This is a genomic window from Acinetobacter sp. 1542444, from assembly GCF_000581835.1.
In the GTDB taxonomy this organism is placed as follows: domain Bacteria; phylum Pseudomonadota; class Gammaproteobacteria; order Pseudomonadales; family Moraxellaceae; genus Acinetobacter; species Acinetobacter pittii.
Genome location: NZ_JEYA01000003.1, coordinates 540,982 through 554,755 on the forward strand (window position 1 = coordinate 540,982; position 13,774 = coordinate 554,755).

The window sequence follows — 13,774 nt, forward strand, 5'->3', positions numbered from 1 at the left end:
TCTTATTCCCCTTGAGCAGCGTGTTCAGCTGCAGCATGAGTGTCAGCTGTTGCGTGTTCAGCAGAGTGGTCAACACCATGATAGTTACTCATATAGTGGTTGATAATTGTTTCAAACAATTTAGGCTCAACAGTAGAGTAATAAGTCACAGGGTGTGGCTTAGTCGGGAACGGTTTCATAGCTTCAGCTTCAGCAACTGCTTTTTCATCACCAGCAGCTTTAGCACGATTTACTAAATGCTCGATCTGATGCTTAGAACGGTTACCATCACGTAAGGTTGCCAATTCAGCTTGGTCAAGCGTAGTTTTTTGAACTGCTTCTGGGTTAATGGTTGAACCATTACCTGCTTTAACCGCTGCTACCCATTCGTTGAATTGTTGCTCTGTAACACTATGCGCCTTGAAACGCATTTGAGAGAAACCGTAACCTGAGTAGTTAGAAGAGAAACCACGATATACACCAGTTTCATTTGCTAACAAATGAAGGTGAGTTTGCATACCTGCCATTGCATAAATCTGGCCGCCTAACTGTGGAATGAAGAATGAGTTCATTGTAAAGTTAGAAGTGATTTTAAAGCTTAACGGAGTTTTTTCAGGGAAACGTACTTCGTTAACTGTTGCAATGTTTTGTTCAGGATAAATAAAGATCCACTTAAACTGTTCAGCAATAACTTGAATAGTTAAAGGTGCTTTATCTGATTCTAAAGGACGGTATGGGTCATACTTGTGGGAACCCCACCAAGTTAACCAAGCTAAAATACCAATAATAATGACAGGGATACCCCATACTACAACTTCAATTGCAGTTGAGTGTGCCCATGTAGGTTTATAGTCTGCATCTTTATTTGACGCGCGATATTTCCAACCAAACCATAATGCCATGATGATTGAAGGAATCACCACAAGTAACATTAAATAGATCGCAGTCATCATAAGGTCACTTTGACCTTGACCAACTGGACCTTTAGAGTTTAGAAGTACCATATCACCACCACACCCAGTCAAAAGTGCGGCAAGCGTTGATAAAGACAATACAGCTAAAATCGTTTGTCTCATTTTACAACCTCGGTGAAGAGTCCCATTCCCTAATTAAATATGGGATAGCGATTAAAGTGTCGCATGATTGAGAACGCTAATCCTTAAATTTAGACTTCTCAATTATATGACACCGCTACGTTGTAGGGCATTATGCCTCATATCGACAAACTAAGCTATACATAAAGTAGGCTGAAATAATTGTTTTAAAACCCGATTTTTTTTGTAGGGTATCTAATTTCAATAGAGCTTTTATTTAAATATCAACTCACTATAGAAAAAAGGAGGCAGGGTGCCTCCTCTTTTTTTAGACATTAAATGAATGAGTCATTCACTATCATTTGATCACTTTTGTTCTTGCAATTTTGTCATGTAAAGCTTGTCGCTTTTGTCCTAATGCAAAAGCATAGTCAATAATTGTACTGATCGGCATAAACAGTAAGTTTAATATGATAAAAACAATACTTCTTAATAAGAAGATGCGAGTTAAATTAACCTTGCTATTGTCCTCAGCATCTACAATTTTAATTCCAACGATTTTCTTGCCTATACTCTGACCAAACTTTGTCAAAAGAACGGCTTGAATTGCAAGCATAATTACGACGTAAAGAAGCATTGAATGCCAAGCTTCTATTGGAATTAAAGTAAAAAGTTGTTGTTGCAATTCTGCAGCTTTAGTCGATGCGACTTCGGCAGATTGCATCTGTTTTTGCAGCTCGAATAATTGCTTATATTGAGCTTCATTAAAGAAAAAAGAAGGAATTGCAGCGATTGGTAACCAAAGCAATAAATCAATAATTTTTGCTAAAGCCCGAGCCGGAATAGACGCAAGTTCATGAACTTTAGGTTCTACACGAATTTGACGAATAGTTTCATTAGTTGATGTATTCGTGTTTATTGTAGGTACAGAATAACCGATAGGTTGATATACAAGTTTACCTTGGGTTAATTCTCCTAAAGCTTTCCATTCTGTCATGCCTTCATGCCAAGCTAAATCAGTTAACAAAATTTGTTGGCTAGCCAACATTTGATTTACTTGTTCTAAAGTATAAGGCCCAGCTTGTTGATTATTACGTGCCAAGTAAATTTGCATAAATAAAAATTCTCTATTCTAAAGATGAAAAAAGACCCACGGATGGGCCTTTTTTTATAACATATTAGATTTGCTTGATTTTTTCTTCAGCAAGGAAGAACCATGTATCTAAAACTGAGTCTGGGTTAAGAGAGACAGATTCAATACCTTGTTCCATTAACCATTTTGCAAGATCTGGATGGTCTGAAGGACCTTGACCACAGATACCTACATATTTACCTGCTTTACGGCAGGCATGGATTGCCATTGAAAGAAGAGCTTTAACAGCTGCATCACGTTCATCAAACAAGTGTGAAACAATACCTGAGTCACGGTCAAGACCTAACGTTAATTGTGTTAAGTCATTAGAACCAATAGAGAAACCATCGAAGTGCTCTAAGAATTGTTCAGCTAACAGAGCGTTAGTTGGTAATTCGCACATCATGATTACTTTTAAACCGTTCTCACCACGTTTCAAACCATTTTGTGCAAGTAATTCAATAACACGTTTCGCTTCGGATACTGTGCGTACAAAAGGAATCATGATTTGAATATTGGTTAGACCCATTTCATCACGAACTTTCTTAAGTGCGCGACATTCTAATTCGAAACAATCACGGAAGTTATCAGATACATAACGGCTTGCACCACGGAAACCCAGCATCGGGTTTTCTTCTTCAGGCTCGTATAACTTACCACCAATTAAGTTTGCGTATTCGTTTGACTTGAAGTCAGACATACGAACGATAACTGGCTTGTCACCAAATGCAGCAGCAAGAGTCGCAATACCTTCAACCAATTTTTCAACATAGAAATCTACAGGTGATGCATAACCCGCTGTACGAGTTAAAACCGCAGCACGAGTTTCACGAGGTAGGCTATCAATATTGAGTAGGGCTTTAGGGTGTACACCGATCATACGGTTAATGATGAACTCAAGACGAGCAAGGCCAATACCTTCGTTTGGAATTTGAGCAAAGTCAAATGCACGGTCAGGGTTACCTACGTTCATCATAATTTTGAACGAAAGCTTAGGCATAGATTCGATTGAGTTGCGTTGAACTTCAAAATCTAAAGCACCTTCGTAAATGAAACCTGTATCACCTTCAGCACAAGAAACAGTTACTTCCTGGCCATCAGTTAATACTTCTGTTGCGTTACCACAACCTACAATCGCTGGTACACCAAGTTCACGTGCAATAATTGCTGCGTGACATGTACGACCACCACGGTTAGTGATAATTGCAGCAGCACGTTTCATTACCGGTTCCCAGTCAGGATCGGTCATATCAGATACAAGAACGTCGCCTTCTTGAACTTTGTCCATTTCTTTAATTGAGTTAACAATACGGACTTTACCAGAACCAATACGTTGACCAATTGAACGACCTTCACAAAGAACAGTACCTCTTTGTTTGAGAAGGTAGCGTTCCATAGTGCCTACATTTTGGCGGCTTTTTACAGTTTCAGGACGGGCTTGAACAATATAAATTTGACCGTCATCACCGTCTTTTGCCCATTCAATATCCATTGGAGCACCGTAATGCTGCTCAATGATAAGCGCTTGTTTAGCTAACTCTTGTAACTCATGGTCATTTAAAGCGAATTGTTGACGATCTTGTTTTTCAACATCAACAACAACAACAGATTTACCCGCAGAACCTTCTTCACCATAAATCATTTTTTGGTGTTTAGAGCCAAGGTTGCGACGTAAAACAGAATGTCTTCCTGCATTTAATAATGGTTTAGATAAGTAAAACTCATCTGGGTTAACGGCACCTTGTACAACCATTTCACCTAAACCGTAAGAGGCAGTGATAAATACAACATCACGGAAACCAGATTCTGTATCAAGTGTAAACATTACACCCGCAGCGCCAGTTTCAGAACGAACCATACGCTGAACACCCGCTGAAAGTGCAACGATGTCATGATCAAAACCTTGATGCACACGGTAAGAAATTGCACGGTCATTATATAAAGAAGCAAATACTTCTTTAATCGCAATAAGTACGTTATCAATACCGCGAATATTCAAGAAAGTTTCTTGTTGACCCGCGAAAGAAGCATCTGGTAAATCTTCAGCAGTTGCAGATGAACGAACGGCAACCGCGATATCAGGGTTGCCGTTAGAAAGTGCTGTAAAAGCGGCGCGAATTTCTTGTTCTAAGGTTGCAGTGAGTGGAGTCTCTACAATCCATTGACGAATTTTAGCGCCTGTTTCTGCAAGAGCATTTACGTCATCGACGTTGAGTTGAGCAAGTTCTGCTTGAATTCGAGCGTTAAGACCACTTTGGTCTAAGAACTCACGATAGGCAGCAGCAGTAGTTGCAAAGCCACCAGGTACCGATACACCAGCATTTGATAAATGGCTGATCATTTCACCCAAAGATGAGTTTTTCCCACCTACGAGTTCGACATCGTGTTTCCCTAATTTTTCTAGACCGATTACGCGCGCTTCCAAAGTTTTCACTCCACTTTTGCAGTATTAATGTCTATCTTGGCATGAAATTATAAAAATAAAGTGCTTAGTTGAGAATTATACTAAGCGACAGTCATGTAAGATCAGTTTACTATAAAGATTATATAGCACTAAGACAAATGTTTAAGGAGAATTTTAATGTCAGAAAGTAAACAATTTAAGCGGAGTGTTTTTTTTATTTCTGATGGAACTGCAATTACTGCCGAGACTCTTGGACATTCGTTATTAGCACAATTTCCCAATGTAGATTTTGATATTCACATCATGCCGTATATTACAACTGAAGAGGCGGCAATGGATGTGGTGGTTGAGATTAATCGATGCCAAACCAAAGACGGTTGCCTACCTTTAGTATTTGATACTTTAGTCGATCCGCATGTACGAGAGATTATTAATACGGCTAAAGCGGTTAATCTGGATGTGTTTGAAGGTTTAATTAGTAAACTTGAACAAGAGCTTGGAACACCACCAACAACATTGGTCGGGCAGACTCATGCGGTAACCGATTCTGAATATTATAAAGCCCGTATCGATGCTGTTCATTTTGCGCTTGATAATGATGATGGGGCACGTACTCGTCATTATGATAAAGCGGATTTAATCTTAATTGGAGTTTCCCGTTCGGGTAAAACACCGACTTCTATTTACTTATCTCTTCAATTCGGTATTCGCGTTGCAAACTACCCATTAACTGAAGAAGATTTAGATGATAACCGTTTACCAGCAGTATTAAGAGCTCATCGTAGCAAGTTATTTGGTTTGATGATTGATGCTGAGCGTTTGGTCGCAATTCGTAGTGAACGTAAAGCGAATAGCCGTTATGCAAGTTTTAGCCAATGCCAAATGGAGCTAAGAGCAATTGAAGGGATTTATATTTCAGAAGGCATTAAATATTTAAACGTGACCGAAATGTCGATTGAAGAGATTTCAACTCGTATTTTACAAATGACGGGATTAAAACGTCGTATTGGTTAATTTAATCAATTGTTTATTTTAACCATTCAATTTTTGTATATTAATTTATAGATAAGTTGAATGGTTTTTTTAATATATATCACAGAGAAAAATTAAAGTTTTATATATAAAACTAAATATTATTAAATAGTTCTTATTGGTTATAAGCCCGTAGTTATTTTGAAACTCGTTTGTAAATTTAAATAACACTATTGAAAAGAAGTGTATGTTTTTTATTGCACATAAAAATAGTAATTCTTTATTTTTTATAAATATTTTAGAAAAGCATTCATGAAAAATCCATAATTTATAAAATGTTAAATAAATCACACTTTTTTGATGTTATGTGATTAGTTTTTGATTTTAATTATAATTTCCCACCTCGATATGGGACTATCCGATTATCAAAATGCTAAAAAAATGTGTTTTTTCATTGGTATATATCTTGCCTCTTAATTTATATGCTGCTCAAGTAGATGAATTGCGAGAGCAAGCTATTCACACTTATAAAGCTGGACAAACTCAACAAGCAATATTGCAACTAGATCAATTGCTAAATAAATACCCGCATGACCAAAAATTACTAGCTGATTATTTAGTCGTCATGTCAAGTGAAAAAAGAGATTTATTAACCTTTTCTCAGCATTTAGAAAATGTTAATTATGTGAATTTTCCAGAATATGGGCAGCTACCATTAATACGTAATTTTCGTGATTTTAAACACTTTAAAGATGCAATTGAGTGGTCGAATAAATTTAATATTCAAAAGACATCTGATGGGCAGATTTTATTAGCAGTTCTATATGCTGAGGCTAAAGACCCTGTAAATGCTAAGGTACATTTATCAGGTATTAAGAGTAAAAATCTTACAGCTGATCAATTTGTTCAAATTGCTTATGCATATCGACTTATTAATTCACCTGTAGATGCTTTATCTGCAATCGAGCAAGCTTATCAACAACAACCAAAATCTTTTGCGGTTTTGCAAGAATATAGTTACGACTTGGCGGCTGTAGGCGCTTATAAAAAAGCTCAGCAGTTGCTGCTTTCCAGCGATAAAAATACGCAAACAGAATCGTTACAACACTGGTTAAAAGTCAGCGAGTTTTCTCAACGTGTAAATAACGCAATTACTCGCTATAAATATTTGAATCGTGAAGGCATGTCGGACAGTGAAGGCTTTGCCGAGCTTGATGCTGTGTTGAAACAAGGTGAGCAAATACAGCCTTTGATTCAACCGTCAGACCCTAATTATTTAAGATTTCATTATGACTATTTATATGCGTTGGACTTCCGTGGGCGTAGCCGTACGGTATTAGATGAATTTACTAAATTAAATGTACCGTTAGAAAAGCTACCGGCTTATGTACGTCATGCGATTGCTGATAGTTATTTAGCTGAAAGACAACCGAAGCAGGCTGAACTCGCTTTTAAAACCTTACTTACCGAAAAAAACTACTCAGATATGACGGTATATACGGGGCTTTATTATTCTTATATTGAACAAGAAAAATATAAACAAGCTGAACAACTTTTGAATGAAGTTGATCGATTGATTCCTACATATAAATATAGTCAAGCCAAAGGGGTGGATAAATCAAGCCATCCTGATCGTGATGATTATATCGCTTTACAAGGCATGCATTTAGCTTATGCAAATCATTTGGATCAATCAGAAAAGCATTTTCAAAAACAAGTAGATCTTGCACCTGCTAATGAAGGTTTAATTAACAACCTTGCTCGTGTTGAGCGCTGGAGAGATAAACCGTTACAAGCAAAGCAAACAATTGCTCGTTTAAATGGTTTAACACCCGTTGCTAAAGATACGCGTATTAATCAAATGCAAAATGCTCAGGCTTTAGGAGATATTCCTGAATGGCGCAAAAGTACAGAAAGTCTTTTGCAATATTATCCTGAAGATAGCGGTGTAGTTAAAAGTCGAAAAGAGTTGGATGATCGTGACAGAGCAACCATCTCGCACTCTACAACTTGGGGCCAGAGTAAAGCAGAAAATAGCGATTCTGTGAGTGGGCAAAATGGTTTAAAAGATCGAGAAATGGAAACTCGTGTTAATAGCCCTTGGATTAAAGATAATTATCGTCTATTTGCTTGGCATCAAGATCGTTACAGTGAATACCATTTTGGTGATGTGCATGACCAACGTTATGGGGTTGGTGCTGAGTGGCAAGCAAACCGTAAGGCATTGTCGGCAATTTTGTCGCAAAGTACAGATGGTGGCCAAGCAGGTGTTCGTCTTGATTGGTCGCAATGGTTAAACGACCACTGGCAATATCAATTGCAATATGACAGTCAGGCTAATATTCCATTACAAGCAATTGATGCTGGTGAGGATGGACAAGCTTACCGTGCTGCTTTGACATGGCAAAAAGATGAGTCACGCCAAATTGGAGCGAGCTATGGCTTAACCGATATAAGTGACGGTAATAAACAACAAGAATTTTCTACTTTTTGGCGTGAGCGATTATTTGATGCGCCTCACCATATTACTTACGGAACCGTTCGTGGATTTTATGGCAGCAATAGCCAAGATCAGACTGCTTACTTTAGCCCAAGCAATCATTACAGTGCCGAGTTGAATTTAAGCCATGACTGGGTCACTTGGCGAGAGTACGAACGCTCATTTAAACAACATTTTGAAGCTGGAGTAGGGCTATATAAACAAGCAGATTACTCAGCTCGACCAACATACTCTTTGCAATATCAACATCAATGGCAGCTCTCACGGACTTGGCAACTTAATTATGGAATTGGTTGGCAATACCATCCATATGATGGTCATGATGAACAACATACCTACGGTATTTTCGGATTTGAAGGGCATTTTTAATGAATAACATGATGTCAAAAATGTTGAGCTGTGTGTTTGCCTCAACATTATTACCCGTACAATTTTCTCATGCCCGCATTGAAACTGAACTACCAAAAAATCATACGGTTTCGTTAACTTTTCATGATGTACGAGATGACGTACTAAAGGAAGGGGACCGTGATGTTTATGCGATTCAGACCAATAATCTGGCACAGTTTCTCGATTGGCTTAGCCAGTCGGACTGGAAACCGATTCGTTTAAAAGACATTGAAGAGGCGCGCAAGCAAGGTAAAGAATTACCTCATAACTCTATTCTACTGACCTTTGATGATGGTGCTTTAAGTAGCTATAGCCGAGTATTTCCTTTGCTGAAGCAATATAAAATTCCAGCAGTTTTTGCGCTTCCAACCAGTTGGTTAAATGGTAATACAAAAGCGGGTTATGAAGCCTATGGCCAAGGTAACTTGGTGAACTGGGCTCAAGTTCGTGAAATGCAAGCATCTGGGTTAGCCGAGTTTGCAAGCCATAGTGATGATTTACATCATGGTGTATTAGCCAATCCTCAAGGTAATGAGCAACCTGCTGCAACTTCTTATGCCTATTTAAAATCGCAATCACGTTATGAAACCGATGTGGAATATCAACAACGCATTTTGCAGGACTTAAAAAAATCTTATGCAGTTTTAAAAAAAGAAGTAGGGGTTAATCCTAAAGCAATTATTTGGCCTTATGGCGCCGTGAATGAACAGTTAGAAAAGCTAGCACAACAGGCGGGTTTCCAGTTTTCATTCAGTTTGGGACGTGATGGTATGAATCGCGTGAGTGACTCAACTTTTAAGCGTAGCTTAGTCATTGATAACCCTACAGCCGAACAACTGACAGAAGGCATGTTAAATATTCTGAGCTTTGAAGAGTCAGATTTATTTAAGCAATCGCGTCATTTTGTGAGTATGGATTTAAAGCATTTGACAGCACAACAAAATGCTCAAACTGATGAAAAACTTGGGCAGTTGTTATCAAAATTGTATAGCTTAAAAAACAATGCTTTAATCTTAAAGCCTTTAGAAGACAAAGATGGAGATGGGCAATATGATGTTGCTTATTTCCCTACAAATAAAATGTCTGTTCAACAAGATATTTTAAATCGTAGTTTATGGCAGGCTCAAACTCGTGCAGGCCAATCGGTAATATTAGAATTGCCTGCTTATCCGCAAAAAGATAAACCATTTTTAGCTGTAGATTTGGCTAAAGATATTGCACGTTTCAATAGTAATTTAAGCGGTGTTCAGCTTAATGCAGGATCATCTTTAAATTGCGCAATGCAAAAAATAACCGTGCAAGAAAGCAGTTGCATTGAACAATCAAAACAGCTTAAACAACTGAGTGAACTGACTAAGGAAGCGGTCAAACCTTATTTAAATATGAGTAATCAGGCACAGTTTAGTTTATTGCTTACACCTGATTTAGATCATGTGGAAAATCTACCTGAGCTTATAAAAACACTTTTAATGCAACATGACTTAGTCAATTTGAAGTTTGATGTGATTGGTAAGAAAAAACAATTTAATCAGTTGTTAACGCTATTAAATACACTTGATGAAAATGATAAGCAAAGAATAATGCTGACTTTAGTATTACCAGAAAATTCGCAAAAAAATGCTTGGGAAGAGGTTCAGCAAGGACTATTTTCTATTCAACGAGTAGGAATCCAGAAATTCGGTATTGATGGCTATGACTTTGAAAAATCAAAAGATGTTCATCAGTACTTATATAATCCGCTTAGTCTGAATGCTAGCCCTGTGATGTATCAGCCTTTTGCTGGATTGGTAGAGGGGAAAAAGTAATGAGGGTATTACTCGATATTCTGTTTGCTTTTGCCTTTTTATATCCCTTACTGATGGCTTGGACATGGATGGTAGGGGGACTTTGGTTTTTCTTTAAAAGAGAATACCGCGAACAAGCGCTTCCTGAACCTACAGGTGAAGGATGCAGTATCATCATTCCGTGTTTTAACGAAGAAGCGCAAGTACGCCAAACAATTCGTTATGCGCTACAAACCAAATATCCTAATTTTGAAGTCATTGCTGTTAATGACGGAAGTAGTGATAGGACCGCCGAAATTCTAGATGAATTGTCAGCGCAAGATTCACGACTTCGGGTTGTACACTTAGCAGAAAATCAGGGTAAGGCTGTAGCTTTAAGATCGGGAGTACTGGTTAGTAAATACGAATATCTTGTTTGTATCGATGGAGATGCGTTGTTGCATCCGCATGCGGTACTTTGGTTAATGCAACCATTTATTAACTTCCCGCGAATTGGTGCTGTAACTGGTAATCCACGAATTTTAAACCGATCTAGTATTTTAGGAAAATTACAAGTTGGTGAGTTTTCTTCGATTATTGGTTTGATTAAACGTGCACAACGTACATATGGTCGTATTTTTACCGTATCTGGTGTGATTGCAGCATTTCGTAAAACTGCACTCGTTCGAGTCGGGTTTTGGTCAGACGATAAAATTACCGAAGATATTGATATTTCATGGAAGTTACAGCTAGACCATTGGGATATTCAGTATATTCCACAAGCGCTTTGTTATATCTATATGCCTGAGACATTTAAAGGTCTATGGAAACAGCGTCTTCGCTGGGCGCAAGGTGGGGTAGAGGTTCTTATAGAATATATTCCACAAATGTTCAAACTGCGTGTTCGAAGAATGTGGCCGGTCATGATTGAGGCGCTAGTCAGTATTATCTGGTCTTATGTGATGATCATGATCTTCACGCTATTTTTTGTTGGATTATTTGTTGAACTGCCTCAGCAATGGCAGATCAAAACGCTTATGCCACAATGGTACGGTGTAATATTAGGCGGAACATGTTTGATCCAGTTTCTAGTGAGTTTGTGGATTGATCATCGTTATGACCGAGGGCGTTTTTTTAGAAATTACTTTTGGGTAATTTGGTACCCGTTGTTTTTCTGGTTACTGACTTTGTTCACAAGTGTCGTTGCGGTACCAAAAACTTTATTTAACACAAAAAAACGTGCCCGTTGGGTAAGTCCAGACCGAGGCTTCCGTGGAGATAACCCATGAAACTTGAGGAAAATAAGGATATAGAGACTTTAGATATCCCTGAATATATTGATCAGCCGGAATATGTCAAAAATAAAACAGCAAACTATACATTACAAACCATTGGCTGGATTTGTTTAATGTGGCTGCTTTTCCCACTGGTTTCACTGTTTTTATGGGTTTTTGAAGGTCACTTAATTTATGATTACGTCTGGATAGACCACTTATCAGAAGTTAAGACCTTATTACATTTAGCATTAATGATCGGAATTAGCGCGCTTATTTTAATTTTATGGGCAAGTTATAACTGGATTAGGTTTAGTGGTGAGGACCGACGTGCTAAGGCACCTAATAGTTCTGTAGAATTATTAGCGGCCCAATTTTCAGTTACTTCCGACATGCTAAATGATTTGCAAGAAAAACAGCGCATCATTTTGCATTACGATGATCATGGTAATTTGCAAAAATATGAGTAAATAAAAAAGCATGGCCTAAAACCATGCTTTTTTTTACTTTTATGGTATTGCTCTGATAATAATATCAACGGGTTGTTCTATACCATCCATGCTGTGAATAGATCTATTGGTAATTTTAACAATTGGCCATGTTTGCAATTTACAGTTGGGTTTCTGAAGTGCTGCATAATAACTGTCGGATTTAAAAAATACTTTTTTGGTGGTTGCAGTATTGGGAGTCAAAAGACGCTTAAGCCATGGTTCGTTTACTTGGGTTTCTAGAAAACGTAATGCCAGAATGCTTTTAACACGATTGTTAAATAACCTGCGGTTTTTGATAATAAGTGGGTGAGTAATTAACTTATGTGTACCCATCTGACTATGGGGCAAAATAAAATGAGGGGTGATTTGGAAGACAGTCACAAATTTTGCTTGCTGGCAGATTTTTTCAAGATGAGTCACGCTATCTTGATTTGTACCAATAATCGCGACAGATGAATGTGAAAAGTCAAACTCTTTAATTGATGTTGAGGAAATCACTTGACCAGTAAAATCTTCGAAATCTTGAGAGATATTCTGAAAAATCACTGATTTTGAAGTGTTATTTTTAATATTAATACTCATTTTCCAAAAGTCCTTTTGGTTTTTTAAATCATGATGTTTTTATCGTTTTAATATAAATAACCAAGCAGGCAGTTGGGGTAAAGCCTTTTCAGATAGATGGTCATCCCATACTCAAAATCAATTCAAGTATGGGAGCTTGAAGTAGAGTTTAATGTTCTGTTTTTACATTCATGAGTTGTGTAAAGCTTTCTAAACGTTTAGCTGTATCGTATACATCACATGTAAAAATAAATTCATCAACATCGTATGTTGCTAACAGCTTTTGTAAGCCAGAGCGAACCGTATCTACAGAACCAATTTGAGCCATTGCATAGAAGTTTTCGACAGAAAGTTGTTCTGCTGTATTCCATAATCCCTGCATTGATTCAACTGGTGGTTTCAGCTTTAAGCTTTCACCACGGATTAAACCTAATACGCGTTGGTAAGCACTAGTTGCTAAAAATTGTGCTTCTTCATCTGTATCTGCAACAACAACAGGCACACCCATTGAAACATACGGCTTATCTAGGTACTCAGAAGGTTCAAAGTTCTCCCGATAAAGTTGAATCGCTTGGCCTAACATACGTGGGGCAAAATGTGATGCAAATGAGTAAGGAAGTCCAAGTTTTGCGGCGAGTTGTGCACTAAATAGACTAGATCCAAGTAACCAAACAGGAACATGGGTGCTTTGCCCTGGTGTTGCAATAATTTTTTGTCCTGCTTGAGGTACATCGAAATATTTTAAGATTTCGACAACATCTCTAGGAAACTGATCTTCTGTTTCTTGATGACCACGACGTAAAGCTCGCATGGTGAGTTGATCTGTACCGGGAGCACGGCCTAAACCAAGTTCAATACGATTTGGATATAAAGTAGCAAGCGTCCCGAACTGTTCTGCGACAACTAAAGGGGCATGGTTAGGAAGCATAATTCCCCCTGAACCTAAGCGAATATGTTGTGTATGTGCTGCAATAAAACCAAGTAAGACGGCCGTAGCGGAACTTGCGATACCATCCATGTTGTGATGTTCAGCAAGCCAGAAACGTTCATAACCTAGTTTTTCTGCATGTTGTGCCAATTCTAATGCGTGACGTAATGAGAATTCGATGGTTTTATCATTACGAATAGGAGCAAGTTCCAAAATAGAGAACTTGGTATCTTGAAGTGATCGCATGCGATATTCTCGAATAAGGATATATCGAAATAATACGATATATAGGGTGTGATGTATATCGTTTTTTTTCGATATTAATTTTTAGCTATCAATAAAAAAG

General features: G+C 37.9%; 10 protein-coding genes. 5 read left to right on the plus strand and 5 right to left on the minus strand.

Translation table 11 applies throughout. The features are described 5' to 3' along the window. Positions 1-2: 2 nt before the first annotated feature. From cyoA to ppsA, 3 genes are all read right to left on the minus strand, one after another. Positions 3-1,055, minus strand: a complete 1,053-nt coding sequence (cyoA, locus tag J580_RS14665; protein ID WP_002119579.1) for a ubiquinol oxidase subunit II — start codon at positions 1,053-1,055, stop codon at positions 3-5. A gap of 316 nt (positions 1,056-1,371) precedes the next feature. Further along, positions 1,372-2,127, minus strand: coding sequence for an RDD family protein (locus tag J580_RS14670; protein WP_002119677.1), 756 nt, complete (start codon positions 2,125-2,127; stop codon positions 1,372-1,374). Positions 2,128-2,191: 64 nt separating this feature from the next. Then, on the minus strand, positions 2,192-4,579 hold the full coding sequence (ppsA, locus tag J580_RS14675) for a phosphoenolpyruvate synthase (RefSeq protein ID WP_005803576.1): 2,388 nt from the start codon (positions 4,577-4,579) through the stop codon (positions 2,192-2,194). A gap of 147 nt (positions 4,580-4,726) precedes the next feature. On the opposite strand from ppsA, the gene J580_RS14680 reads away from it, so the two are divergent. The 5 genes from J580_RS14680 to pgaD all read left to right on the plus strand — a co-directional run bounded on the left by J580_RS14680 (position 4,727) and on the right by pgaD (position 11,918). Continuing rightward, entirely contained in the window at positions 4,727-5,563 is an 837-nt protein-coding gene (locus J580_RS14680; RefSeq protein ID WP_002119749.1) for a pyruvate, water dikinase regulatory protein, read from the plus strand. A 388-nt stretch (positions 5,564-5,951) separates the two neighbouring features. Then, positions 5,952-8,390: a poly-beta-1,6 N-acetyl-D-glucosamine export porin PgaA gene (gene pgaA, locus J580_RS14685; protein ID WP_032004701.1), complete on the plus strand. Its 2,439-nt coding sequence runs from the start codon at positions 5,952-5,954 to the stop codon at positions 8,388-8,390. After that, on the plus strand, positions 8,390-10,216 hold the full coding sequence (gene pgaB, locus J580_RS14690) for a poly-beta-1,6-N-acetyl-D-glucosamine N-deacetylase PgaB (RefSeq protein ID WP_032004704.1): 1,827 nt from the start codon (positions 8,390-8,392) through the stop codon (positions 10,214-10,216). Before pgaA ends, pgaB begins: the two co-directional genes overlap by 1 nt. After that, entirely contained in the window at positions 10,216-11,463 is a 1,248-nt protein-coding gene (gene pgaC / locus J580_RS14695; protein WP_032004705.1) for a poly-beta-1,6-N-acetyl-D-glucosamine synthase, read from the plus strand. The genes pgaB and pgaC overlap by 1 nt, the downstream gene beginning before the upstream one ends. After that, positions 11,460-11,918, plus strand: a complete 459-nt coding sequence (pgaD, locus tag J580_RS14700; RefSeq protein WP_017480835.1) for a poly-beta-1,6-N-acetyl-D-glucosamine biosynthesis protein PgaD — start codon at positions 11,460-11,462, stop codon at positions 11,916-11,918. The genes pgaC and pgaD overlap by 4 nt, the downstream gene beginning before the upstream one ends. A 39-nt stretch (positions 11,919-11,957) precedes the next feature. Here pgaD and J580_RS14705 read toward each other — a convergent pair whose 3' ends face one another. Both J580_RS14705 and J580_RS14710 read right to left on the minus strand, forming a co-directional pair. After that, the gene (locus tag J580_RS14705) at positions 11,958-12,521 is read right to left on the minus strand and encodes a hypothetical protein (RefSeq protein ID WP_032004706.1); all 564 of its coding nucleotides are present in this window, start codon (positions 12,519-12,521) and stop codon (positions 11,958-11,960) included. Between the two features lie 148 nt (positions 12,522-12,669). Next, positions 12,670-13,674, minus strand: coding sequence for an LLM class flavin-dependent oxidoreductase (locus J580_RS14710; protein WP_005068512.1), 1,005 nt, complete (start codon positions 13,672-13,674; stop codon positions 12,670-12,672). Positions 13,675-13,774 lie beyond the last annotated feature (100 nt).

Coding starts and splice junctions, on each gene's coding strand:
- J580_RS14705 (WP_032004706.1), bottom strand. CDS start 12,521: ATGAGTATTAATATTAAAAATAACACTTCAAAATCAGTGATTTTTCAG.
- pgaA (WP_032004701.1), top strand. CDS start 5,952: ATGCTAAAAAAATGTGTTTTTTCATTGGTATATATCTTGCCTCTTAAT.
- pgaC (WP_032004705.1), top strand. CDS start 10,216: ATGAGGGTATTACTCGATATTCTGTTTGCTTTTGCCTTTTTATATCCC.
- pgaD (WP_017480835.1), top strand. CDS start 11,460: ATGAAACTTGAGGAAAATAAGGATATAGAGACTTTAGATATCCCTGAA.
- cyoA (WP_002119579.1), bottom strand. CDS start 1,055: ATGAGACAAACGATTTTAGCTGTATTGTCTTTATCAACGCTTGCCGCA.
- J580_RS14670 (WP_002119677.1), bottom strand. CDS start 2,127: ATGCAAATTTACTTGGCACGTAATAATCAACAAGCTGGGCCTTATACT.
- J580_RS14680 (WP_002119749.1), top strand. CDS start 4,727: ATGTCAGAAAGTAAACAATTTAAGCGGAGTGTTTTTTTTATTTCTGAT.
- pgaB (WP_032004704.1), top strand. CDS start 8,390: ATGAATAACATGATGTCAAAAATGTTGAGCTGTGTGTTTGCCTCAACA.
- J580_RS14710 (WP_005068512.1), bottom strand. CDS start 13,674: ATGCGATCACTTCAAGATACCAAGTTCTCTATTTTGGAACTTGCTCCT.